This is a genomic window from Glycomyces sp. NPDC021274 (assembly GCF_040641195.1).
Lineage (GTDB): Bacteria > Actinomycetota > Actinomycetes > Mycobacteriales > Micromonosporaceae > Glycomyces.
Genome location: NZ_JBFADC010000004.1, coordinates 408770 through 430481, shown reverse-complemented (window position 1 = coordinate 430481; position 21712 = coordinate 408770). Strand labels below are relative to the sequence as shown.

Below are 21712 nucleotides of genomic sequence, written 5' to 3'. Positions count from 1 at the left end.
TCGGCGACGGTTGCACAGGTCGGGTCGTCGCAGGCGGCGAAACGCTTCGTGGCGATCACGGGTGTGTTACTCCTTACGGGAACGGGACAGGGAAGTTTGGTGGTGCTCATCGAGGCGCTCCGGACTCGCCGTGCTCGAAACGAGCCATCCGCGCGGCGTCGTACGCGGCCTCGCAGGAAGGGCCGGCCATGTTCTGGACCGGCGTCAGCCAGCCCTTGCGATCGCAGTTGTCAAACGGTGTAGAACTGCTGGTCTCGGTCAGCCGAGTCAGTCGGCCCGTCCCGAAACCCACCCACTCTCCGAACAGCAAGGTGTCGCCTTCCAGGACCTCAGAGCCGATCCGCATCCAGGCCCAATCCCAGTCGCCCGGCGTCATGGGCTGTGGGACGTTTCCGAGGAACAGGAGGCTTTCCCCTAGGGGGAGCTCGGCGGCGAACTCCGCCATGAAGACGTGGTCCAACATCCGCTCGTCGCCCTTGACCTCGACCCAGGTGCTCGACTCGGGCAGGTAGAAGTCCGGCAGGTATGCGCGTCCGTTGACTAGGAATCCCTGCGGCTCGTACTCCCACCGGATGCCGATCTGCTGGAAGAACACGCACCACTTCGCTTCCAGGCGGGAGCGGAAGCGGTGGCCGGCGTAGCGCGTTTCGATGGCTTTCACAGTCAGTGGCCTTTCGAGAGGGCGGATGCGGTGTAGGACTTCGGGGCGCAGTCCACGAGACGCGAGCGGTGCAGCTGGGCTACCGCAATGACGGTGTCCTGCTGGCCGTGACGGTTCTTGTCGACGATCAGGTCGATCTCGGCACCGCGGGGCGTGGCCTTGTCGTAGTACGCGGGACGGTGCAGCAGGATGATCACGTCGGCGTCGTTCTCGATCGATCCGGATTCGCGGAGGTCCGACATGGTGGGCCGCTTGTCGGTTCGTGACTCGACACCGCGGTTCAACTGGGCGGCGGCCACCACGGGGACACCGAGCTCCATCGCCAGCAGCTTCAGGCCGCGGGAGATGCCGGAGACTTCGGCCTGCCGGTTGTCGGTCTGCTTCGACCCGATCATCAACTGCAGGTAGTCGACCGCGACCAAGTCCAGGCCGTGTTGCTGCTGGATCCTCCGGGCTCGCGCCCGGATCGACTCGATCGTGGACCCCGCGGCCTCGATCACCCGCAGCCGCGAAGAGTCCGACTCGGCCCGGAACGTCATGACCTTCGACCACTCGTCTTCAGTCAGCTCACCGGACTTCAGCGCCGACAAACCGATGCCGGTCTCAGCCGAAACGATCCTGCGCCCGAACTCCTGCTTCGACATCTCCAAGCTGAACAAGGCCGCGGTCATGCCATCCCGGAACGCTGCCTGCCGGCAGAAGTCCGCCAGCAGGACCGACTTGCCCATGGCGGGGCGACCGGCGACGATGATCAACTGTCCGGCGCCGAGCCCGCCGATGAGCGCATCCAAGTCGGTGAGCCCGGTCGACAAGCCTTGCGTCGCACCTTCGGCCGCGGCTTCGATCGCGCTGATGGTCTCGTCAGCAACGTCCGCCCACGACGTCGAGTCCTCCGAAGACGACCCGGTCGTCGCTGCGTGGATGCGGGCCTGCACGCGCTCAACCAGCTGTTCGGTCAGGTCCTCGTCGATCTTGTGCGCCCACTCGATGCCGTACGAGCAGGCAACGATGATCTCCCTGCGAGTGGACTTGGCCTTGACACGCTTCGCGAACCACTCGGCATTCGCCGGGGTCACACACGAGTCGACCAGGTCGTGCAGGTAGGTCGGGGAAGGCAGCTTCGACAGGTAGCCCGTGTCGAGGAGCTTCGCGGCGACGGTCATCATGTCGACCGGCTCGCCGGCAGAGTCCAGGTCCGTGATCGCTTCGAAGATCAGCCCGTGCACGGGCCGGTAGAAGTCGCCGGCGTTCAGGATCGCCGCGACGTCGATGATGACGTCGCGGTTGAGCATCATCCCTCCGAGCACGACCATTTCGGCCTGCTGGTCGTTCGGGGGGACTCGCTGCGCGAGCGGGTCGCTGGATTCGCTCATGCCGCACCCCGCTGCTCGGAGTCGCAGATCGTGCAGTGGTCAGCGAGCTCCCGCGGGTGCTTCCCGCAGCGGGCCGCCGAGACGTCAACGAGTCGCCTGCTCGGCTCACCCATGCGGGCACTGCGGTCGGCCGCGTCCTTGTTGGCCTTGCGGATCCATGACCGCCAGGTCGCGATCCAGTCCAGCTTCCACGCCTGCTTGTCGCTGCGGGCTTTCCAGTAGTCCACGAACTGCTCAGTGTGGTATCCGAGGTTGTCCGCGACGAGCGGGGCCTTCCTACGGGCCCACTCTTGCATCTCGGTCGTGAAGGTGAACCCGTCTGGGACGCGGGTGCCTTTCTTGGGGGTCTTCTTCGGGGCTTCGTCGTCAGACGAAGAAGAGTAAGTACTAACAGACCTAAACCCTGCCCCTAGTCCCTTACCCCTAGTCCCTGCTGAATTGGCATCCCCCACGGCATGGGTCATGCCATGGCCCATCGAAGGGCCATCCGATGCCCCATCAGATGGGGCATGCGATGGGGCATCGGGTAGGGCATGGCCTGGCCTACCCAGGATCCCCAGCATCCCGAACAGAATCGGCCGAGTTGATGTCGTCGCTAGACCTTCATGTAGGGACCGTTCGATCTCGTTCGCGATCGTCTCCTTGATCGGCTTCGACATCACTTGCGGCAGATTCGACTCCGCAGCCTTCAATACCTTGAAGTTGCGCAGCACCCCGTCGTTCCGCAGGTAGGAGCGCACTAGTAGCTCCTCCTCGTCGTAGTCGACGACGACGAACCGCGACTCCGAGAGGCCAGACAAGACCCCGTCGAGGAGCTCGGGCGTGTACTTGAGCTTCTTCGCCCACCGCTTCAACCGCAGCGACAACACCCCACAGTGGGAGATGTCGGGCTGCGAAATGAAGAAGATGTACGCCAGCTGCTCGCGACCGGGGCGGGCAAGGAAGTCGTCGTCATCCCAGATGCTCGTGCGCAGCCTCGCTTCGCTTCGTGCCACTAACACACCCCCGTTCTGTTGGAAGATGTCGGCGAGGTTGTCGGGGACGACCACGGCGCCGGCGAGTCGCTGGGACTTCTCGGCCGCGATCACATCCACGGCCTTCCCCGCGGTGGCTTGTGCGAGGTCGATGGCGTCGAGCGGCGGCATCTTGTGCCGGAGTTCCCATGCGGCGGCGTCCAGGTAGTCCTCGATTGCTTCCCGGAGGGCCTTCATGGCTTCGGCGTAGTCGTTCATGACGTCTCCTCGGGGCGGACGCCGCGGATGATCGCGACCAAGTCGGCGAGGGTCATCAGCACGACCTGCTCCCCGGGGTCGGCGGAACCGTGGCGTTTCGCGACGACGATCCCGGCAAGGGCGTTGTCGTTGATGCGTTCCTTCTCGGCCTCACGAAGCCACGTCCCGGGCTTCCAGTCGCGGCAGTTCTTGACCTCGACCGCTACATGCTGGCCGTGGGCGCGGAGTCCGGCGATGTCGCCGCAGTCGCGTGCGCCGGTGCGGACTCTGCGGTCGATGCGGTCGTCGATGGTGTCGCGCATGTAGTCGGCGACGACGCGTTCGAACGATGCGCCTGCTTTGCGTGCGGAGCCTCGGGTGCGTTTCCGCGCGGGAGTCAGGTCAGCCACGGCCGCCACCCCCTACCTGCACGGGCATTTCGCGGACGCGGAGATGCTCAGGCCATGCGAGCGGGTCTCCGCCCTTCGGGTTGTCGGACCGGTTGATGAAGTGGTCGGCAGCCCACACGGAGCCCATCTGCTTCACGAACACAGCAGTCTCGGCGGATTGGCACTGGTCAACGATGCTGGTGGCCCACTCCTGCTTCATGGGTCGGGCACCAGGCCCGGACTCGCCACCGACGATCACCCAGTCGAGGAGGGACCCGCGGCCGGAGACGGTCGCGAACATCTCCTCGAGCCACATGCCCATGTCGGACCATTCGATGCCCAGCCACTTTGAGAGGTCGACGGCTCCCAGCAGGGGCTCGGCGGAGACGAAGCGGACCGCGGCCGGGGTCTTGAGGAGTTCGGGGATGCGTCGGTCGGCCTGCTCCTGGTTCTCGGACGAGACGCCCAGCCAGACGTTCGGCAGCGGCCAGGCACCCTTCGGGTTGTAGATCCTGGCGACCCAGTCGGGGTTGTTGAGCAGGGACCGCATCCGCGGTGCCCTCTTGGTCAGCACCTGGTAGGTGTGCTGCGGGGTGGCGGCCATGGTTGCGAAGACGCCAGCGATGAACTGGTCCGAAACCTTCGGGTGAAACAGGTCGGACATGGAGTTGACGAAGACCGTGCGGGGTTTCTTCCACCGCAGCGGGATGGTCAGCGTGTCGTAGTGGACGGCCACGCCGAATCCGGGGCCGGAGGTGCGCGTGTCACCATCGGTCTGGTACTTGTCGGAACCCATGGCCTTGAGCCGCTTCGCCATGGTGAGCGCGTAGCAGTTGTCGCAGCCGGGGGAGACCCGGTCACATCCGGTGGTCGGGTTCCAGGTCTCTTCGGTCCATTCGATGTTGCTCACTGCTGGCCTCCTGTGGCGGCGGTGTACACGTCGAGGGAGGCTTTCGCCTGCCGGACTCGGGCGGCGAGGCCGCGGCTCCCCGGGTTGTCCTCAGACGCCTGCACGGCGGTGGCGAGGAGCGAGTTGAGGCTGTCGCCGACGCGGTCGAGTTGGCCGGCGAGGTCACGGGACACGGCACGGAGCCGGGTGTTCTCCGACCGCACCGAAGCGAGCTGCTTGGCCAGTTCGGTGTTCTTGTCCTCCAACTCGACCCGGGCCCGCTCGACCGCGTCGAGGCGGCCGTTGAGGACGTCAAGCTGGTTGTTCAGGATCTTCGTGTCGCTCACGCCGCACCTTCCAGGTCGGTTCCGGTAGCGGCCTTGTAGGTCGCGCAGGGCCACGGAGCCCCGTACTCGTCGGGGGTGCCGCACATCTGGCAGGCGGGGTCGATGTATCCGTACGAGCCGTCAGGCAGGTAGCCCTGGACGGGTTCAGGGAATGGCTGGTGGAGCTGCTGGACGCGGGAAACGCGCTGCTCGAACTCGACGGCGATGCCGCGGGCCCGGTCGCGTTCTCCCTCTAGCTCCGCGGTCTGCTCCATGTACGAGTCGCGGTCGTCAGCGTTCGCCTTGGCGACGCCCTCAAGGACCGTGATGCGTTCCTCGAGACGGCCGTTCTTCGACTTCAGGGCCGCGATGGTGTTGTCCGCTGACCGGTTCAGGCTCGGGCCTCTACCGTCGATGCTCATGCCGCGGCCTTCCTGTTGGCCCGGATCTGGGCGCTCTTAAGGGACTTCACGTGGACGGTGAACCGCATCGCGATCGCTTCCTGGGTCTCGCCCTGATCCATGAGCCACGCGAGCTCATCGACATGCGGAAGGCGCCGCCTCAAGTTCGGCCTCGCTACACCCTGGGGCTGCTCGGCCGGGTCATCGATGTCATCCCAAGCCATCGACGGTGCCCACCCGTACCGAGAGGCGATCGTCTTGGCCCGCTTGAACGCCGACCGCTCCTCAACGGTCGACTGCGGTGGCGCTGCATCCCACATCCGCTCGTAGACGGCTCGCACCAGCCGCGCGGTTTTCGCGGTTACTTCCGGCGTGCGGATGACCCTGGCGAGATTCCCCGGGGTCATCCCAATCTCGGCGGCGATCAGGTTCTGCGCCCACCCGTGCGCAACGAGGGCCTGCAACCGGCGGCGGGTACCGGCGCCGTCGATCTTGGCGTACTCGGCGACGGCTTCGAGGTTCGGTTGTACTGCGAGGATGCTTTCGGCCGTGTCGGTGCGGAGGTTCTTCGTCGGCGGCTTCCCGGTCGACTTGACCCCGTGGAGGAGCCGGAAGATGAGCGGCTCCGACGTCCCGGCCAGAGCTGCGATGCGTCGGTACCCGAGGCCGGACGCCTGGAGTTGACGGACGTGCTGGCGGACGGGTTCGGCGTCCACGAATGGCTGCCACCGCCCGTAGGCTTTGAGCTTGCGGACGTTGCGGGCATACCGGAGGACAGCTGCCTTGCAGGCTTCGTTGTCGCATCCGGTGGCGCCGCAGGAGTACGTGCCGTGTTTACGGGGCATCGGTGGCCTCCACAGGCTCGGAGAGGTACTGACCCTCGTCATCGAGCCATCGGGTCTGCCCGGACAGGTCGGTGACCGGCACGTCGAGCGGCGAGTCACCGGAGAACCGCGGGATGATGAACCCGGCCTCGGCCGACTCCTTCGGGTGGGCGTGAACCCAGTCATGACAAGGGCGGCAGACCCACACGAGGTTCGACGGGTCGTGACGGTCAGGTGCTTTCGAGCCGCCCATGCCGCGGACCCTGCGGTGGTGAGGGTCGCCGGCGAGCGTCGCGTGGAGGCAGCGTTCGCACCGGCCGAACGCTCGACCCATGACGATCTGCCGGATGGCGGTCGGGACGCGGTCAGCCATCGGACTTCTCCGGTCCGGCCGTCAGCTCCGCTGCGGTGACCTTCTTCGACGGGAACTCCTGCTCTACCGTCACCTCACCGGTCTTGATCGAGCCGTGGATGACCAGGAGCTCGCCGAGGTCCTTCTCGGTCCACTTGCCGCTGGGGCGGTCCAGCTTCGATTCCAGCTGGTCGACGGTGACCCCGAAGCCCTGGAAGGCTTGGACTGCATCGGCCACTCGGCGCTCGAGGGGCTTCCCGGAGCTCTTGCCGGACATGGTGGCCTGGCAGATCTCCTTGGCTTCCTCGATGAACCAGTCCGGGAGGACCGCGAAGATGCTCTCGCGGACTCGTCGGGCGCCGACGTTCGAGTTCTGTTCGTAGATCTCGCGGAGGTCCACGAGCTTCTCGGCGCCCCCGCGCTTGTCGCGCTTGTGAGGGGAGATGAATGTGGCGGAAACCCGCGTGTTCTTCTCGACGTCCCAGGCCCACGCCTGCATCTCGGACTCGCCGGCGTCGTCGTCGCGGCGGAGTTCATTGATGCCGTACTGGGCGTTGCCCCAGCAGCGGGCGAGTTCGCGGGCGAGGTGGATGGAGGGCCCGGAGACGTTGGTGCCGCCGCGGGGGAACCGGAAGAACGCCTTCTTGGCGAGGGTCTCCTGCCCGCAGACCTGTCGCATTTCGGCGATGGCCGCGGCGATGTTCCGGGGGCACTGCTGGGCGACGACGATCGCGGCCTGCACTTCAGCGATCGCACGGGACTGCTCGACGACGGTCGCCTGCCCGATACGCGACGGGGCAAGCTGGGACTGGACGTCCGTGTTCGTGAAATCAGACATGGGGCAGGTACTCCTCGGATTCGGTGCGCTCAGCCCAAGGCGGGAGCGAGACGGTGGTGATGTCGGTCGGGTAGCCGGGCCAGGTGTTGGTTTCGGCGCATTCGGCGTAGACCTTGAGGGCGCGTTGGTTTTTCGCGTGGGCGATCTGGAGCGTGTACGCGTCCAGCTGGACGACGTGCACCTGATGCGGCGGGGTCTTCTCGACGAAGACCAGGACGAACGCCGGGTCCGGGTGGATGCCGAGTGTCCGGACACCGTCGAGGTAGAACGCGCCCTGCTGGTGGTAGTTGAAGTTCGCGATCGACTTGGTGATCGACTCTTCGTCGGCGGCATTCGTCGTCTTCAAGTCGGCGACGATGACCCTGCCCCCTGTGGGTGCGGGCTTGAGCCAGTCGAGGCGGGCCCGGCACCACACGCCGGTCTTCTCGTCGATCCAGAACAGGGACTGCTCGGCGGCGCCCGTGTCTTTGGCGAGGAGCGGGCCGGCGATCTCGTGGTGCCGCAGTGCGATGACCATCGACATGACCGACTCGTACTCGTGGGTGAGCAGCGGGACCTGGCCGGCGGCGCGGGCGCCATTGCGGGCTTCCTTCGCTGCCTTGGTCAGGTAATCGGGGAAGTCGAGGATGACGATCTCCGGCCCGGTGCCGAGCGCGATGGCGTGCGCGGCGGTGCCGAGGTCCCACTCCCGTTTGTGGATCTTGCGGTGGCGTTCGTAGTTGAATCTGGCGGGCGTCCCGGGCGGGAGGATCGCGCGGGCCCCGGTGGAAGACAGGGAGCCGCCGGGGACGGGGTCGCGGTGGTAGTCCGCCTCGTCGAGGTCGGCATACACGCCCGGTTCAGTAATGAGGATGCGCTCGCTCACTGTCCGGTCCAATCGTTGACGAGGCCAGCAAGGAGTCCGTCGTCGTTGACGTCAGTGCCTTGGCCGTGGAGGTCGTGGAGGAGGTCACCGATTTCGCAGACCTTCCTGTCGGACAGGTCGGGGTCGAAGTAGGTGAGCCTCGGCCCGAAGAACTTGCGGGCCATGGCGGCCCACCCGTCGCGGTCGTTGCGGAGTTCTTCGGCTCGCTCCTCCGCGCGGCGAGCCGTCTCCTCCCATTCCCGGGCACGGTCCTCGGCCTGTGCTTTCCCGGCTAGGGCGGCGTCGCGTTCACGGCGTGCCTTGACCAGGAGCATTTCGATGGGGATCACGTCAACCGACATCACGCACCACCCGAAAAGTCGCGCGCCTTCACCTTCACGGTGATGCGCTTCCCCGACCGGTCCAGCAGGCCCGCCTTCGGGACACCCACCAAGCCCTCGGCGGTGAACGCGCCCCACGCGGAGTCCAGGCCGCCACGGACGCGGGTGATCGCGTCGTGCAGCGTGCCCTCCAGGACGATCGGCACCACGTCGACGCCGACCTTCGCGGCCACGTCCTCGACACCGTCCCGCAGCAGCCACCAGTCGCCCACGAGCACGTCGAACAGGACGAAGCTCATGTCGGGCCGGTAGACGCCACCCTTCTGGATGCCCGACCCGTATCCCTCGCCGTAGAGGGTCGCGGTCTGCTCGCCGAAGGTCTGCTCGAACAGCTCCTCGGGGAACATGCCGACGAGCACTTCGATGAGCTTCGCGGGGATCTGCGCCCGGTCGGTGCGACCGCCGAACGTGACCTTGTGGCCGTCCCAGTGGACGCGGATGTTGGTGCCGTCGACCTTCTCGGTGAACAGCCAGATGGTGTCCTGGAGGTACTCGAAGGCGGGGGAGGTCCACTCGCCGTCGATGAGCTTGTTCTTATCGGGTCCTTCGGTGTGGCGCTTGAAGGGGCCGTAGATCTTCGGGTACTCGCGCATGTCTTGTCTCCTCGGTAGGTGGGCCGGGCGCGCCCTGGGGAACGCGCCCGGCGAAGGTGGTCAGGTAGTCGGCCTCTGACGCAGCGCGTCGAGGACCGGGAGCATGAACTCGGGATCGTGGGCCAGAGAGGCTTCGATCCCCTTCCAGCGGATCAGCGCCGGAGGGCACAACGGGGTTGCCGGAATCAGGTCCACAAGGGCCCGCTGTGCGTCCCGGAACCGCTCCACAACCGGGTCGTCCTCGGCCGTGTCGAACAGGTACGTCTCCCGAAGCAACTGCTCGGTCTCGTCCCGCTCTGCCGCGAGACGGTCACGCCACCACTCGATAGGGTTCATCGCTGCCCCTCGTCCCCATCGAACGGCTGGAACGGCGTTCCCTCGTGGCGGTCCTGAATCCAGCCCGCCAGACGCTGCGAACGGCGACGCTCAGCTTTGATCTCGGTTCGCTCGACCATCGCAACGAACGAGAGGACAATGGCCGCGGCGATCGCGACGAATACGATCACCCGCTGCCACACGTCCGCGTCCAGCGCCAGCGTGAACACGGCGTCCGAGACCAGCGCGGCCCCAATCAGGTAGCGCTTCACAGCGGCCACCGCCTCGGGGCACGGTGACTGCGAACGAACGGCAGCTCATCCGCAGGGAACTCGACAGTCCGCAGGTGGTCAACGACCGCCCACGCGAAGACCACCAGCACCGCAATGAACCCCTGGCCCGTCATGACGCACCGCCAGCAGGCTTCGCTTCCGGGTCGAACGCGTACTCCCGGTCACCCACGACCGACCCGAAGAACCCGTTCAACGTGTCGGCCTGGTCGGTCTGGTGCTCCAGCAGCGCGTTCGCAGTCTCCGCGCGGAGGATGTCCACCGCAGACGCGAGACGCTCCAACGCGCCATGGGCGTGCACGAGCTCGGCGTGCGCCTCGGCGTCCTCCGCAGGGCTCGACGAGGACGGCCGGAAGTCCCACTTGCTCATGTGCCGCTTTGCGGAGTCGAGGTGGTCCTGCATGTCCTGGAAGTTGCTGGAGCTCACCACGACACCTCCACGTACGCGCAGGGCGTGCCCGGGGCCGGGTCAGCACCCGCGTAGTGCGGGTGCTCGCCAATCAACTGGCCCATCAGCATGTACGTGTGCGGCGCGCACACGTGGTGCTCGGCCATGTCGTCCGTGACGACCGTGTAGATCGCGTGGGAGGTGCAGGCTTTCGCCGTGGGGACCTCAGCGTCGTGACGGTGGAACAGCGCGACCATCAGAGCTCACCGCCCCGGTTCGCCGTGGCGGCGTTGTGGTCGGACGAGCAGTACCGCGACATCCGCCGCGACGGCTTGCCACAGCCCTCCAGTGCGCACGTGTCCTGCGGGAAGGTCTCGGGGTGCGGCTCGTAGCCGTTCACGAGCTCGTGCTGGCGGCGGTGCAGCACGGAGCAGAACTCCTCGCCCCGCGGCGGGACGGTGTCGCAGCCCTCGCGTCCGCAGGCTTGCTGCGAAACCTGGTAGTTGTGTACGGTCTCCATGGGGCATCTCCTCCTGAAGGTCTTGCCCTGTAGAGGTCTCAGCCGTTGGCCCGGTCTGAGGCCTCGTTTTCTGTCGGGGGCTGGGAGGGAGTCGAACCCTCTGCGGTTGCTCTGCCATCTGAGCTCCAGCCCGTGCGCCCCTCCGTCTCCCGCGAGCGGAGGAGCTGTGAAGTTGTGCGGTGCGGTGAGAATCGATCTATGAAGTTGTGGGGCTTAGGTGGAGGGCCCCGTACCCCTCGAACGGGGCCCTCCGGGTGGGGAGCTGAAGTGCTCAACCCGTCTCGACCGTTGCGCTACCCCCAGCGCGAGGTCGAGAGTCTGGAACCTTCCGAGGCTTCGGCGTAATGGGCCTGGGGTTCGGCCTCGGCCCGGTGCCTGACCCACCTGAAGGGCCGGTGTTGCCGCCGCCAGCGCGGCGAGGAACCTTCACGCGGCCTGCCGGGATCGGTGGCGGTGCTCGTCCAGAGAAGTGACCTCGGACTTAGCCGGCACGAACGTCCGCGCCAGGAGCGCGTCGACCTCGGGCGCGGGGATGACGATTCGGGAGCCGATCCGGTTGTGCCCGAGTTCAGGCTGCCTGGGGTTGCCGTCCCGGTCTTCGACGGCGCACATGTCGTAGACGGCGTGCCGGGAGACCCCGAGACGTTTCGCTGTCTCAGCAGGGGTCAGCATCACGATTACGTCAGTCATGACAGCTCCTTCCGGATGAAGAGGGCCCGGTAGGGCAGGTCCAGTTCGGTAAGCAAGCGGTCGATGGTCTTCGCCGAGGGCTCTATCTTCCCTGAAAGGAGCTTGGAGAGCGTGGGCTCGGAGAACCCGAGGGCTTCTGCGGCAAGGGCGTTGGTCTTCCAGCCCTTCTTGCTGGCTTCCAGGGAGTACCGCTGCCGATCGATGACGATCTGATACTCGGATTCCGTTCTCGCTTGCATGATTCGACCCTAACATTTCATTCATGAATGATGACATCAGCCGTTCGGGTGATGTTGGCATCGAGCTTCGGACGATAATCTTTCATGCATGAAAGACGATTTGAGGACTGAAACAGTCATCCGTGAATCCACTGACCACCGGAAACCCGCAGGACGGGCCGGTCATGCCCGACCCGCCTCGCGCCGCGACAAGCGGTCCAGAGCCGCTAGGATCTTTCCTGTGAGCAACCCGGACGGACACGAAGTCGGCCCCGCCGCCGGCGCTGCGTACTTGAACGACGCACTCAACCGCCTCGGGCTCCGCAGTAACGCCGAAATCGCACGCATCACCGACGTCAGCGACGGACTCATCTCCAAGTACCGTCGCGGTCTCGTCACCCCTACTAACAAGAACCTCGACAAGATTGTCAGCGTGATCGTTCCGCTGGCGAACCGTTTGGGCATCCCCATGGACCCGGTGGAGTTCTTCGTCAAGTTCGGGCTCATTCGCCGTGAGCAGATCGACCAAGCGCCAGTCGAATCCATCTACGTCGAGCTGGTGCAGCTGGACCGGGAAGCCGGACTCATCGACGAGTTCGAGCAGCAGGTCCTTCGCCGCCACGTCCAGATGCTCGTCGAGGGAACTCGCCGGACGCTGGAGGAGAAGCGCGCGGCCAAACCCGGCACCGGCCGCAAAGCGAGCTGACCGCGGATTCATCCGAAAGGATGATGCTGCGAGGGCTACCAGACGCACACCGTGTGTGACAACATGAGTATCTGACGCTCGGGCCGTGAACCCTCGCTTACCCCCACCAGGGGCCTCCCCACTGGAGCGTCATCATGCGTGCCACCACCGCAGCAGCAACCGCAGCCATCGCCGGCGGGACCTTCGCGATCATCTACGGGACCATCGAAGTCACCGCCGCCGCAGCCGGTCTCACCATCTCGGACGGCGTCCGCACCCTCGCCGCCAACTTCATCGGCATCGTCGTCCTCGGGCCCCTCGGCCTCGCGATCCTCTGTCGCCAGCGCACCATCCTGGACGAACTCGGGTGCCTCAAAGACCTGGTTCTCACCGACGACCGGTTCCAGGCCCAGCGCGAGTACAACGCCATCCGCCGCCAGCTCGGAGACGACGGCGACAACATCACCCGCCTGTACCCCAAGGAGTAGCCATGCCCGAGGAACGACGACCCACCTCAACGATGTGGGAAGGGAAAGACGGGAACTGGCATGCGTTCGTCACTGTCGGCCGCAAAGCTGACGGCTCAACCGACCGCCGCCACCGGGAAGCCGCCACCGAGGAAGAACTCATCCCCAAGGTGTTGGAGCTGGAGGACCTCGTTTCGGACGGTGACGTTCCGAAAGTCGGTCGCTCTAAGAAGTTCGGCGACTGGCTCGACGAGTGGATCACCACCTACGCGCCGCTGCAAGTACGGTACAAGACCCTAGTGTCCTATTCCGGGCACGTCAGGAACTACCTGATCCCCAGGCTGGGGCAATGGCGCCTGTCGGAACTCACGAAGCGGCACTTCGCGACCTTGTACAAGGAACTCCAGACCGAGGGTTTCGCGCCGGGGACCGTGCACTTGATCCACCGCACCGCATCCGTCGCATTGAACCGAGCCATCGACTTCGGTGAGGTCGGTATCCACGAGAACCACGCCGCCGCCGCCCGGAAAGCGCTCCCTGCACTGCGTCAGAACAGTGTCATCCCGTTGAGCGCCGACGAGGTCCACCGAATCACTTCCACGGTTGCCGAGATGCGGAACCACGTCCGATGGTGGATCGCCTTTCTCGGTGCGCGCCAAGGCGAAGTGCTCGGGTTGAAATGGTCAGACATCGACTGGGAGTTGGGAATCGTCAGCATCCGCCGTCAATTGCAACGGCAGACCCTCGGGCACGGCTGTGAGAACCCCGCGGCCTGCGCGAAGCAGCATTGCACCACGGCCGAAGGATGCCCGAGCGAATGCCCGCGTCGGAGTTGGTTGCATGGCTGCGCCGATGCAAGGGCGTGCGCCCGCCGGCACTGTGAACGTCCCGCCTACCCGAGCGACCGGAGCCCGCGCAAGCCGTGCCCGCCTGGCTGCACGGGACACGGGAAGGCCTGCCCGCAGCGTTACCGGTCGAAGTGCAAGACCGCTTCGCACAACATTGCCTGTCCAAACGGGTGCACGGGGCATGCCAGGTTCTGCCCTCAGCGGACCGGGGGGCTGGTGCTGTCGGAGACGGCCTCGCCGGCCACTGCAGAACAGACGGTCGGCCGCACGCGTGGCCGCAAGAGCAAGCGCGAGCTGCGACCAAAGTCTGCTGCTGGCATGCGAAGGCTGCCCCTCCCCGCAGTGGTCAGGGAGGAGCTGCAAGTGCACAAGGCCCGGCAGGAGATGGAGAGGGCCGAGGCCGGCACGCTCTGGCATGACGACGACCTGGTGTTCACCAATCGGTTCGGTCTGCCCATCGACCCGTCGAGGGACTGGGAGACGTGGGGCGAGATCCTCGATGAGGCGGAGGTCGAGTACATCGAGCTGCATGGCGCGAGGCATTCCGCGGCGACGTTCCTCGGGACGCTGGGGGTTGATCCGGTGATCCGGATGGCGATGCTGGGGTGGTCGTCGCCGGAGATGGCGAAGCGGTACCAGCATGTCCCCGATGAAGCCCTGGTGGCGGCGGGGGACCGGTTGGGAGAGGCGGCGTTCAAGAGGGCCGCTGCTACGGGCGCTGCTACGAAGGCTCTCGGGGCGGGTGATTGAAGTGGCGAAGGCTGGCTTGGCGGGCCTTCTGCCAGGGGTTTTGGCGCGCCCGGCAGGATTCGAACCTGCGACCATTGGATTAGAAGTCCAGTGCTCTATCCAGCTGAGCTACGGGCGCCGGGCGGGGCCGCACAGGGCGCCGCGCCAGCGCAAGAATACCTGGGCACCGGCTCGTGAGGGGACCGGGGAGTCCAGAAGAGGGCATGGATACGGGGCGTCGCAAGAACACCCCAAACGATTCTCCACGACGCCCCGGAATTGCTGACCCACCTCAATGAGTAGTCCTTGCGGGCCTGAGTGTCAAGCGCCGCACGGCGTGTTGACGCCGATTCGTTATCTCGCCCCCTTGTGGGCGGCAATGCCCGCTATGCGTCCTGACTGCTTGGGCCCCTTGCGGACTTCCAGGGTGAAATCCGACACCGGCCCGGGGCCGCGGCGCGGATCGGCCTGGGGCCCTGCCGCTCACGCGCAGCCGCCGCAGCTGGCGCGGCCGTGCCACACTTGCACCAGAGCCAACCGTGAGGAGCGGGTATGAGCGAGGACCAGTCACCGGCCGAAGACGGGCCGGTCGAGATCAGGGACCAGGCTCGCGGGCCGGTCATCTTGCGCGGCATATCGACTCGGGCCTGGGAGCACCCCGCCGACCGGGGCGCGCTCGTCGCACTGCGGGAGCTGCGCGGCTTCGACGTCGTCCTGCGCAAGGTCTCCGGGATGATCTCCGAGCGGGCCCTGCGGTTGAGCCTCATGGGCTCCTCGATCCGCGTCGACCGCCACCAGTACTCGCGCGTCTACGAGGCCTACCAGCAGGTGGGGGCCGTGCTCGACGCCGCTGAACTGCCGGACCTGTACATCACGCGCGACCCCGACCTGGGCGGGATGTGCATCGGCATCGACAAGCCGGTCATCGTGATCAACTCCGGGTCGGTCGAGCTGCTGGACGACGCCGAACTGCGGTTCTTGCTCGCCCACGAGCTGGGCCACGCGCTCTCCGGACACGGGCTGTACCGCACGCTCCTGATGGTGCTGGTGCGGCTGACCACCTCGGTCGCGTGGATCCCGGTCGGCGTGGTCGGCCTGCGGGTCATCACCGCCGCGCTCTACGAGTGGAGCCGCAAGGCCGAGCTCTCGGCGGACCGGGCCGGGGCGCTGGCCGTGCAGGACCCGGCCGCGGCCATCCGCGTCATGGCGAAGCTCGCCGGCGGGGGCGATCTGCACGATGTGGACACTGCGGCGTTCCTGGAGCAGGCCAAGGAGTTCGAGACGGGCGGGGACCTGCGCGACAGCTTCCTCAAGCTCATGCTGCTCGAGACGCGCAGCCACGACTTCGCGGTGGCCCGCGCGGCCGCGATCAAGTCCTGGATCGACGACGGCGAGTACCGCGAGTACCTCGCCGGCGACTACCCCCGGCGCGAGGACGACAAGGACGCGTCGATCGCGGCCGAGGTCAAGGCCGCCGCGAACTCGTACCGCCACGTCTTCCAGACTTCGGGCGACCCGCTCGCGAAGGTGCTGCGCAAAGTCCGCGAAGGCCTCTGACCCTACTTATAGGAAACGGGGCCCGGACGATTCGTCCGGGCCCCGTTCACGTCGCTACCGCTTGAGCTTGCCCAGCAGCAGTGCCTCGGCCACGCAGACCCGCTCGAACATCGCGATGTCGAGGGACTCGTTGGGGCCGTGGGGGTTCGAGTACTGGTCCTCGACGCCCGTCACCAGGATCGCGGCCTCGGGGAACAGCTCCTGGAAGGTGGCGATCATCGGGATCGAGCCGCCCACGCCGATCTCCACCGGCGCGGTGCCGTCCCAGGCCTCCGCGAACGCGGCGCGCGCGGCGTCGTAGGACGGGCCGGTCGCGTCAATCGCGCACGGGTCGCCAAGGCCGCCTTCGGGAGTCACCGTGACCTCGGCGCCCCAAGGGGCGTTCGCCAGGAGGTGCTCCTCGACGGCCTTCAACGCGTTCGCGGCCGAATCGCCCGCGGCGAGCCGGAACGAGACCTTCGCGCGCGCTCGCGGCTGCAGCGCGTTCGCCGACTCCGCGGCGCCCGGCGCGTCGATGCCCAGCACCGTCGCCGTGGGCTTCGACCACAGCCGCTCGGTGAGCCGCCCGGTGCCGATGAACTCGGTCCCCGGCAGCATCCCGGCCTCGTGGCGCAGCGCCGCCTCGTCGTAGTCCAGGTCCGAGCTGCGACCCGAGGCCAGGCCCGCGACGGCCACGTCGCCCGCGTCGTCGTGCAGGGTCGCGACGAGCCGTGCGAGCGCGGTGAGCGCGTCCGGCACCGGCCCGCCGAACATCCCGGAGTGCACCGCGCCCTTGAGGACCGCGACCTCCACGTACACGTTGATGACGCCGCGCAGCGTGGTCGTGAGGGCCGGGACCTCGGTGCGCCAGTTCTGCGAGTCGGCGATGACCACCACATCGGCGGCCAGCAGCGCCTGGTGCTCGCGCAGCAGCCCCTCGAGCGTGGGGGAGCCGAACTCCTCCTCGCCTTCGATGAGGACCTTCACGCCCACCGGCGGCTTCCCGCCGTAGGCGCGCAGCGCGGCGATGTGCGCCATCACCCCGGCCTTGTCGTCGGCGACGCCGCGGCCGTACAGCCGCCCGTCCCGCTCGACCACGGTGAACGGGTCGGGCTGCTCCCACTTCGCGAGGTCGCCCACGGGCTGCACGTCCTGGTGGGCGTACAGCAGCACCGTCGGCTGGCCCGCGGGCGCGGGGAAGTGCGCGTACACGCTCGGCTGCCCGCCGCCGTGGGAGAGCTGGCGGGTCTCGGCCGCGCCGGCCTCCTCGAGGAGGCGCTGGACCGCATTGGCGCCCTGGCGGACCGGCTCGTGGTCGAGTCCTTCGAAGGCGATCGCCGGGATCTTGACGAGGGCCTCCAGGTCGGCGCGCACCGCGGACATGGCGGCGCGCACCGCATTCACTACATCGCTCATGAGGGGCAAGTCTAAGCCGCGGCTAGACTCGGCGACGTGATGCAGCGGTACCGATTCGTCCTCGCACCTCGCTGGCTCCTGCTGACCCTGGCGGGCCTGGTCGTGATGGTCGTGTGCGTGCTGCTCTCCCAGTGGCAGTGGGACCGCGCCGTGCAGCGCGCCGCCGCGAACGAGGTCATCGAGCAGAGCCGGGTCGCCGTGCCGATCGAGGAGGTCCTGCCCGCCGGGGAGCCCCTCGACGACGAGGACCGCTGGACCCTCGTGGAGGCCACGGGCGTCTACGACACCGAGCACGAGATCGTGCTGCGCGCCCAGACGAACAACAGCCTCAACGGCTTCGAGATCGTCACGCCGCTCGTCCTGGCGGACGGCACCGCGATCCTCGTCGACCGCGGCTTCGTCGCCTCCGAGTCCACGGGGCATGTGCCCGAGTACCCGGCCGCCCCCGCGGGCGAGGTGACGGTGACCGCCCGCGTCTACGAGTCCGAGCCCGAAGGCGGCTCGGTCGCCGAGGTCGACGGGCACCTGGAGTCGCGCCGGCTGAGCCTCGAGATGTTCGCGGACCACTACGACTACGAGCTGCGCTCGGCGTGGGTGGCCGACATCGAACCGGCCGAGGGCTTCACCGCGCTGGAGACGCCCTCCTTCAAGGACTGGCAGAACTACTCGTACGCGGTCCAGTGGGCGCTGTTCGCGGCCATGGTCCCCGTCGGGTGGGTCGTCCTCGCCCGCCGCGAGCGCCGCGACCTGGACGCGGCCGACGCCGCAGGAGACGACCGCATGGAAACGGCCTCCGGCGAGGAGCCGGAGGCCGCTGCGTCGTCCGAGGCGGTCAATCCCCGTACATGATGTCGCGTGACGGCGGTTTGAACTCGATCTCCTCCACGCCCTTCAAGGCGTCCCTGAAGATCTTCCCCGCCGTCTCCTTCGACGTGGACGTGTTCGACTTGCCGACGGGATTGTGGATGTAGTCCGGGTCGGCCATGAACGCCCCCACCGTCAACTGCGGCGTGTAGCCGAGGAACCACGAGGCCCGGTCGTTGTCGGTGGTGCCGGACTTGCCCGACACGGGGCGGCCGGCCAGCACGCCCACGTTCGGCGAGGTGCCCCACTCGCCGCACTTGACGCCCTTGCGCTGGGTCCAGGTCACGCACCGGCCCGCGTCGGTCGCGGCCCGCGCCACGTCCTCGTCCAGCTCCTGGTGGCAGCGCGGCGCGGCGGCGTCGAGTTCCTTCCCCTCCGGGTCGATGATGCGCAGCGCCGGGATCGGCTCGCAGTAGAGGCCGTCGGCGGCGAGCGTGTTGAACACGTTCGTCATCTCGATCGGCTGGACGTCCGAGACGCCCAGGGTGAACGGCCCCCAGCCGGCGCGCCGCTCCTCCGAGGCGTAGTACGCGTCGCCCTCGGACCGCCACTGCAGGCCCATCCGCTCGGCCATCTCCACGGCCTTGTCCGCGCCCACCCGGTCGATGAGCTGCGCGAAGTACGTGTTGACCGACATCCCGAACCCGGACCACATGTTGCGGTTGCCCGCCATCTGCGGGTTGCCGTTCTTGGGGCACCAGCGCCCGCCGCACGCCGTGGTCGCCGACACGAAGCTCGTGGCGACCCGGTTGGGGGAGTTGATGGCGTAGTCCAGCGGGTAGCCCGCGTCGAGCGCCGCGAGCAGTGTGAAGATCTTGAACGTCGAACCGGCCTGGTAGCCGCCCTCCGCGCCGCCGCCGAGCACCGGGTTCACCGTGTTCGGGTAGTTGCCCTTGCGGTCGAAGGACGGGTTCGAGTGCGGGCCGTTGTGCTTCTGGTCGTACGAGAAGGTCCGGTTCAGGCCCATGGCCTTGATGCGGCCCGTGCCCGGTTCCATGACCACCGCGCCGTGCGCGAGCTTCGATTCGTCGCTCTTGCCGTCGTTGACGTGCTTGTTCGCCGTCTTCTGCAGGTCCGGGTCGAGCGTGGTGATGATCGTGTACCCGCCCTGGCGGAGCTCGCGCTCGCGCTCGGCCGGGGTCGCCCCGAAGGCGTCCTGCTCGCGCCACCAGCGGCGGAAGTAGTCGCAGAAGAACCCGAACTCGGTCGGCGTGCCCTCGATGCCGATGCACGAGTTCGGCGGGTCCGAGACGTTCAGCTCGATCGGCAGGCCGCGCACCTCGGAGGCGTCGCCGCGCGAGAGGTAGTCGATGTCGACCATCCGGTCGAGCACCCAGTTGCGGCGCTCCAGCGCCCGCGTCTGGTCCGAGGTGATCGGGTCGTACGCCGAGGGGGCCTGCACGAGTCCGGCGAGCGTCGCCGACTCCTGCAGGTTCAGCTCGGACGGGTGCTTGGAGAAGTACACCTGGGCGGCGGCGAAGATCCCGTACGCGTTGTGCCCGAAGTAGGCCTGGTTGAGGTAGCGCTCGAGGATCTCGTCCTTGGTGAGCTGCTCCTCGACGGCCATCGCGAGGCGGGCCTCGCGGAGCTTGCGGGTGGCGGTCTGCTCGGTGGCCAGGATGACCTCGTCGATGGTCTCGGCGTTGAGCTGGAGCGCACCGCGCACGTACTGCATGGTGATCGTGGAGGCGCCCTGCTCGACCCCGCCGGAGGAGTTGTTGGCGACCATGGCGCGCACGATGCCCCGGTAGTCGACCCCGTTGTGCGTGTAGAACCGCGCGTCCTCGGCCGAGACCATGGCCTGCTGCATGACGGGCGCGACCTCGTCCAGCGTGACGTGGCGGCGGAACTCGTCGTAGAAGAGGCTCACGAGCGTCTCGCCGTCGGCCGCGTACACGTACGAGGTCAGCGGCGGGTCCGTCTCGGTGACCTGCACGGAGAGCGTGTCGATCGAGTCGAAGCCCGCCTTCGCGCTCAAGCCCGCCATCGCGGCGAGCGGGAACAGCAAGGCGGCGATCGCGAGCCCGGCGAGCAGGCTCGTGCGCAGCAGCGCGTAGACGCCTTCGGCGGAGGGCTCGGGTTCGTCGCTCCCATGTGCGGACAGTCCGGGCACACGGTGCTGGCGGGGTCGATCGCGCATATATCCAGCTTAGGGCACACAGAGGGCCCCAAGGTGAAAAAACTCACGAGCGCCGGTACTCCTTTTCCGAAGGCTCCGAACGCAAAGCGAGCTCGCATAACTCTGGTCGGTTCACGCATCGCGAGTTTCGCGTAACAGGCTCGCAATCCGCCGGATAGCTGCCCGCGACGAAACCGGCCTACGCTTGTCGAGTCTTAACGGGGAGTGCTGGAGGAGGCACACGTGTCGGTCTACGAGATCGGGCTGCGGCTGCAGGGCAAGTCGGTGCTCGTCGTCGGCGGCGGTTCCATCGCCGGCCGCCGGGTGCCGCGCCTGCTGGCCGCCGGCGCCCGCGTCCTGCTGGTCGCCCCCGAGGCCACCACCACCCTCTCCGACTACGCCGCCGCCGGCGAGATCCAGTGGGAGCGGCGCGAGTGGCGCTCGGGCGACGGCGACGACGCATGGTTCGTGCTCGCCGCCACCGACGACCCTGACGTGAACGCGGCCGTCGCCGCCGAGGCCGAGGCCCGCCGCACCTGGTGCGTGCGCGCCGACGACGCCGCGGCCTCCGACGCCTGGACCCTCGCGCACACCGCGTTCGACGGCGTCTCCGTCGCGGTCTCCGCCTCCGGCGACCCCCGCCGCGCCGCCGCGGTCCGCGACGCGATCGCCGCGGGCCTGCGCACCGGCGACATCGACGCGCCCCGCAGCCGCACCGCCCGCCCCGCCGGCGTGGCCCTCGTGGGCGCCGGGCCCGGCGACGCCGACCTCATCACCCTCCGCGGCCTCGAACTGCTCCGCCAGGCCGAAGTGGTCGTCTCCGACCGGCTCGCCCCGCAGGAGCTGCTCGACATGCTCGGCGAGGACGTCGAGATCGTCGACGCCGCGAAGCTCCCGTACGGGCGGCACACCACGCAGGAGCAGATCAACGCCGTCATGGTCGAGCGCGCCCTCGAAGGCAAGTTCGTGGTGCGACTCAAGGGCGGCGACGGGTTCGTCTTCGGCCGCGGCGCCGAAGAGCTCGACGCCTGCCTCGAAGCCGGGGTGCCCGTCGAGGTCGTCCCGGGCCTCTCCTCCTCCATCGCCGGACCGGCCGCCGCAGGCATCCCCGTCACGGAGCGCGGCGTCGTGCACGACTTCACCGTCGCCACCGGCCACGTCCCGCCCGGCCCGCAGAGCAAGGTCAACTGGGCCGCGCTCGGGGCCGGGAACGGCACGATCGTGTTGCTCATGGCCGTCAAGAACCGCGCCGCGATCGCCGCCGCGCTCATCGATGGCGGGCGCTCCCCGCAGACCCCGGTGCGCATCGTCGAGAACGCGACCACGAAGAACCAGACCGTCCGCAATTGCGCGCTCGCCGACCTCGGCGTCACCGAAGCGCACCACCCGTCCGTCATCGTCATCGGAGACGTCGCCGGGAGGGCCCGCGAACTGTGAGTTCTCGCAGGTAGAAGCCTGAATTGCGGCGGCGTCGGAGGTTCACTCCGGCGCCGCCGCAGTTTTACCTGATCCACTCTTTACAAGG

28 protein-coding genes and 1 tRNA gene are annotated in these 21712 nt (G+C 67.6%); 6 read left to right on the top strand and 23 right to left on the bottom strand.

Going from position 1 to position 21712, the window contains the following annotated elements; translation table 11 throughout:
• Positions 1–106: 106 nt before the first annotated feature.
• The 20 genes from AB0I03_RS12945 to AB0I03_RS12850 form a co-directional block, all read right to left on the bottom strand.
• Complete coding sequence (locus AB0I03_RS12945) at positions 107–661, bottom strand: hypothetical protein (RefSeq protein ID WP_360411045.1); 555 nt, start codon at positions 659–661, stop codon at positions 107–109.
• A gap of 2 nt (positions 662–663) precedes the next feature.
• Complete coding sequence (dnaB, locus tag AB0I03_RS12940) at positions 664–2034, bottom strand: replicative DNA helicase (RefSeq protein WP_360411042.1); 1371 nt, start codon at positions 2032–2034, stop codon at positions 664–666.
• Positions 2031–3266, bottom strand: a complete 1236-nt coding sequence (locus tag AB0I03_RS12935) for a hypothetical protein (RefSeq protein WP_360411039.1) — start codon at positions 3264–3266, stop codon at positions 2031–2033. The genes dnaB and AB0I03_RS12935 overlap by 4 nt, the downstream gene beginning before the upstream one ends.
• Positions 3263–3655, bottom strand: coding sequence for a hypothetical protein (locus AB0I03_RS12930; RefSeq protein ID WP_360411036.1), 393 nt, complete (start codon positions 3653–3655; stop codon positions 3263–3265). The genes AB0I03_RS12935 and AB0I03_RS12930 overlap by 4 nt, the downstream gene beginning before the upstream one ends.
• Positions 3648–4544 (bottom strand): phage Gp37/Gp68 family protein, encoded by an 897-nt coding sequence (locus tag AB0I03_RS12925; RefSeq protein ID WP_360411033.1) that lies wholly within the window; start codon positions 4542–4544, stop codon positions 3648–3650. Before AB0I03_RS12925 ends, AB0I03_RS12930 begins: the two co-directional genes overlap by 8 nt.
• Positions 4541–4870 carry a hypothetical protein gene (locus AB0I03_RS12920; RefSeq protein WP_360411030.1) on the bottom strand — a complete coding sequence of 110 codons (330 nt, stop codon included), beginning with the start codon at positions 4868–4870 and terminating at the stop codon, positions 4541–4543. Before AB0I03_RS12920 ends, AB0I03_RS12925 begins: the two co-directional genes overlap by 4 nt.
• The gene (locus AB0I03_RS12915; RefSeq protein WP_360411027.1) at positions 4867–5271 is read right to left on the bottom strand and encodes a hypothetical protein; all 405 of its coding nucleotides are present in this window, start codon (positions 5269–5271) and stop codon (positions 4867–4869) included. The genes AB0I03_RS12920 and AB0I03_RS12915 overlap by 4 nt, the downstream gene beginning before the upstream one ends.
• Complete coding sequence (locus tag AB0I03_RS12910) at positions 5268–5966, bottom strand: hypothetical protein (protein ID WP_360411024.1); 699 nt, start codon at positions 5964–5966, stop codon at positions 5268–5270. Before AB0I03_RS12910 ends, AB0I03_RS12915 begins: the two co-directional genes overlap by 4 nt.
• 118 nt (positions 5967–6084) lie before the next feature.
• Positions 6085–6447, bottom strand: a complete 363-nt coding sequence (locus AB0I03_RS12905) for an HNH endonuclease (RefSeq protein ID WP_360411021.1) — start codon at positions 6445–6447, stop codon at positions 6085–6087.
• Complete coding sequence (locus tag AB0I03_RS12900; RefSeq protein WP_360411018.1) at positions 6440–7264, bottom strand: hypothetical protein; 825 nt, start codon at positions 7262–7264, stop codon at positions 6440–6442. The genes AB0I03_RS12905 and AB0I03_RS12900 overlap by 8 nt, the downstream gene beginning before the upstream one ends.
• Entirely contained in the window at positions 7257–8129 is an 873-nt protein-coding gene (locus AB0I03_RS12895; protein WP_360411016.1) for a PD-(D/E)XK nuclease-like domain-containing protein, read from the bottom strand. Before AB0I03_RS12895 ends, AB0I03_RS12900 begins: the two co-directional genes overlap by 8 nt.
• Positions 8126–8470: a hypothetical protein gene (locus AB0I03_RS12890; protein ID WP_360411013.1), complete on the bottom strand. Its 345-nt coding sequence runs from the start codon at positions 8468–8470 to the stop codon at positions 8126–8128. Before AB0I03_RS12890 ends, AB0I03_RS12895 begins: the two co-directional genes overlap by 4 nt.
• A complete protein-coding gene (locus AB0I03_RS12885; protein ID WP_360411010.1) occupies positions 8470–9102 on the bottom strand; it encodes an RNA ligase family protein in 633 nt (210 codons plus the stop codon). Before AB0I03_RS12885 ends, AB0I03_RS12890 begins: the two co-directional genes overlap by 1 nt.
• A 60-nt stretch (positions 9103–9162) precedes the next feature.
• Positions 9163–9438, bottom strand: coding sequence for a hypothetical protein (locus tag AB0I03_RS12880; RefSeq protein ID WP_360411007.1), 276 nt, complete (start codon positions 9436–9438; stop codon positions 9163–9165).
• Positions 9435–9689 carry a hypothetical protein gene (locus AB0I03_RS12875; RefSeq protein WP_360411004.1) on the bottom strand — a complete coding sequence of 85 codons (255 nt, stop codon included), beginning with the start codon at positions 9687–9689 and terminating at the stop codon, positions 9435–9437. The genes AB0I03_RS12880 and AB0I03_RS12875 overlap by 4 nt, the downstream gene beginning before the upstream one ends.
• A 130-nt stretch (positions 9690–9819) precedes the next feature.
• A complete protein-coding gene (locus AB0I03_RS12870; RefSeq protein WP_360411001.1) occupies positions 9820–10134 on the bottom strand; it encodes a hypothetical protein in 315 nt (104 codons plus the stop codon).
• A complete protein-coding gene (locus AB0I03_RS12865) occupies positions 10131–10352 on the bottom strand; it encodes a hypothetical protein (protein WP_360410998.1) in 222 nt (73 codons plus the stop codon). Before AB0I03_RS12865 ends, AB0I03_RS12870 begins: the two co-directional genes overlap by 4 nt.
• A complete protein-coding gene (locus AB0I03_RS12860) occupies positions 10352–10615 on the bottom strand; it encodes a hypothetical protein (RefSeq protein WP_360410995.1) in 264 nt (87 codons plus the stop codon). Before AB0I03_RS12860 ends, AB0I03_RS12865 begins: the two co-directional genes overlap by 1 nt.
• Before the next feature lie 426 nt (positions 10616–11041).
• Positions 11042–11305, bottom strand: a complete 264-nt coding sequence (locus AB0I03_RS12855; protein ID WP_360410992.1) for a helix-turn-helix domain-containing protein — start codon at positions 11303–11305, stop codon at positions 11042–11044.
• On the bottom strand, positions 11302–11544 hold the full coding sequence (locus AB0I03_RS12850; RefSeq protein ID WP_360410989.1) for a helix-turn-helix transcriptional regulator: 243 nt from the start codon (positions 11542–11544) through the stop codon (positions 11302–11304). Before AB0I03_RS12850 ends, AB0I03_RS12855 begins: the two co-directional genes overlap by 4 nt.
• Before the next feature lie 220 nt (positions 11545–11764).
• Here AB0I03_RS12850 and AB0I03_RS12845 point away from each other — a divergent pair, with 220 nt between their 5' ends.
• The 3 genes from AB0I03_RS12845 to AB0I03_RS12835 all read left to right on the top strand — a co-directional run bounded on the left by AB0I03_RS12845 (position 11765) and on the right by AB0I03_RS12835 (position 14273).
• A complete protein-coding gene (locus tag AB0I03_RS12845; protein ID WP_360410986.1) occupies positions 11765–12229 on the top strand; it encodes a hypothetical protein in 465 nt (154 codons plus the stop codon).
• A 134-nt stretch (positions 12230–12363) separates the two neighbouring features.
• Positions 12364–12696: a hypothetical protein gene (locus AB0I03_RS12840; RefSeq protein WP_360410983.1), complete on the top strand. Its 333-nt coding sequence runs from the start codon at positions 12364–12366 to the stop codon at positions 12694–12696.
• Positions 12697–12698: 2 nt separating this feature from the next.
• A complete protein-coding gene (locus AB0I03_RS12835) occupies positions 12699–14273 on the top strand; it encodes a tyrosine-type recombinase/integrase (RefSeq protein ID WP_360410980.1) in 1575 nt (524 codons plus the stop codon).
• A gap of 41 nt (positions 14274–14314) precedes the next feature.
• On the opposite strand, the gene AB0I03_RS12830 is transcribed toward AB0I03_RS12835, so the two are convergent.
• Positions 14315–14391 (bottom strand) — tRNA-Arg (locus tag AB0I03_RS12830).
• A gap of 413 nt (positions 14392–14804) precedes the next feature.
• On the opposite strand from AB0I03_RS12830, the gene AB0I03_RS12825 reads away from it, so the two are divergent.
• The gene (locus tag AB0I03_RS12825; protein ID WP_360410977.1) at positions 14805–15809 is read left to right on the top strand and encodes a M48 family metallopeptidase; all 1005 of its coding nucleotides are present in this window, start codon (positions 14805–14807) and stop codon (positions 15807–15809) included.
• Positions 15810–15863: 54 nt separating this feature from the next.
• Here the strand turns inward: AB0I03_RS12825 and AB0I03_RS12820 are convergent, their stop codons facing one another.
• Positions 15864–17204 (bottom strand): dipeptidase, encoded by a 1341-nt coding sequence (locus AB0I03_RS12820; RefSeq protein ID WP_360410974.1) that lies wholly within the window; start codon positions 17202–17204, stop codon positions 15864–15866.
• 39 nt (positions 17205–17243) lie between these two features.
• Between AB0I03_RS12820 and AB0I03_RS12815 the strand changes: the two genes are divergently transcribed.
• Positions 17244–18053, top strand: coding sequence for an SURF1 family protein (locus tag AB0I03_RS12815; protein ID WP_360411088.1), 810 nt, complete (start codon positions 17244–17246; stop codon positions 18051–18053).
• Here the strand turns inward: AB0I03_RS12815 and AB0I03_RS12810 are convergent.
• Positions 18037–20208, bottom strand: coding sequence for a transglycosylase domain-containing protein (locus AB0I03_RS12810; protein WP_360410971.1), 2172 nt, complete (start codon positions 20206–20208; stop codon positions 18037–18039). The genes AB0I03_RS12815 and AB0I03_RS12810 overlap by 17 nt on opposite strands.
• Positions 20209–20430: 222 nt before the next feature.
• On the opposite strand from AB0I03_RS12810, the gene cobA reads away from it, so the two are divergent.
• Positions 20431–21624 carry a uroporphyrinogen-III C-methyltransferase gene (cobA, locus tag AB0I03_RS12805; protein ID WP_360410968.1) on the top strand — a complete coding sequence of 398 codons (1194 nt, stop codon included), beginning with the start codon at positions 20431–20433 and terminating at the stop codon, positions 21622–21624.
• Positions 21625–21712 lie beyond the last annotated feature (88 nt).

Excerpts from the sequence above, each read along its gene's own strand:
- AB0I03_RS12865 (WP_360410998.1), bottom strand. The coding sequence starts at position 10,352 with ATGGTCGCGCTGTTCCACCGTCACGACGCTGAGGTCCCCACGGCGAAA.
- AB0I03_RS12885 (WP_360411010.1), bottom strand. The coding sequence starts at position 9,102 with ATGCGCGAGTACCCGAAGATCTACGGCCCCTTCAAGCGCCACACCGAA.
- AB0I03_RS12810 (WP_360410971.1), bottom strand. The coding sequence starts at position 20,208 with ATGCGCGATCGACCCCGCCAGCACCGTGTGCCCGGACTGTCCGCACAT.
- AB0I03_RS12835 (WP_360410980.1), top strand. The coding sequence starts at position 12,699 with ATGCCCGAGGAACGACGACCCACCTCAACGATGTGGGAAGGGAAAGAC.
- AB0I03_RS12860 (WP_360410995.1), bottom strand. The coding sequence starts at position 10,615 with ATGGAGACCGTACACAACTACCAGGTTTCGCAGCAAGCCTGCGGACGC.
- AB0I03_RS12890 (WP_360411013.1), bottom strand. The coding sequence starts at position 8,470 with ATGTCGGTTGACGTGATCCCCATCGAAATGCTCCTGGTCAAGGCACGC.
- AB0I03_RS12825 (WP_360410977.1), top strand. The coding sequence starts at position 14,805 with ATGAGCGAGGACCAGTCACCGGCCGAAGACGGGCCGGTCGAGATCAGG.
- AB0I03_RS12935 (WP_360411039.1), bottom strand. The coding sequence starts at position 3,266 with ATGAACGACTACGCCGAAGCCATGAAGGCCCTCCGGGAAGCAATCGAG.
- AB0I03_RS12820 (WP_360410974.1), bottom strand. The coding sequence starts at position 17,204 with ATGAGCGATGTAGTGAATGCGGTGCGCGCCGCCATGTCCGCGGTGCGC.
- dnaB (WP_360411042.1), bottom strand. The coding sequence starts at position 2,034 with ATGAGCGAATCCAGCGACCCGCTCGCGCAGCGAGTCCCCCCGAACGAC.
- AB0I03_RS12905 (WP_360411021.1), bottom strand. The coding sequence starts at position 6,447 with ATGGCTGACCGCGTCCCGACCGCCATCCGGCAGATCGTCATGGGTCGA.
- AB0I03_RS12915 (WP_360411027.1), bottom strand. The coding sequence starts at position 5,271 with ATGAGCATCGACGGTAGAGGCCCGAGCCTGAACCGGTCAGCGGACAAC.
- AB0I03_RS12900 (WP_360411018.1), bottom strand. The coding sequence starts at position 7,264 with ATGTCTGATTTCACGAACACGGACGTCCAGTCCCAGCTTGCCCCGTCG.
- AB0I03_RS12850 (WP_360410989.1), bottom strand. The coding sequence starts at position 11,544 with ATGCAAGCGAGAACGGAATCCGAGTATCAGATCGTCATCGATCGGCAG.
- AB0I03_RS12855 (WP_360410992.1), bottom strand. The coding sequence starts at position 11,305 with ATGACTGACGTAATCGTGATGCTGACCCCTGCTGAGACAGCGAAACGT.
- AB0I03_RS12880 (WP_360411007.1), bottom strand. The coding sequence starts at position 9,438 with ATGAACCCTATCGAGTGGTGGCGTGACCGTCTCGCGGCAGAGCGGGAC.
- AB0I03_RS12840 (WP_360410983.1), top strand. The coding sequence starts at position 12,364 with ATGCGTGCCACCACCGCAGCAGCAACCGCAGCCATCGCCGGCGGGACC.
- AB0I03_RS12815 (WP_360411088.1), top strand. The coding sequence starts at position 17,244 with ATGCAGCGGTACCGATTCGTCCTCGCACCTCGCTGGCTCCTGCTGACC.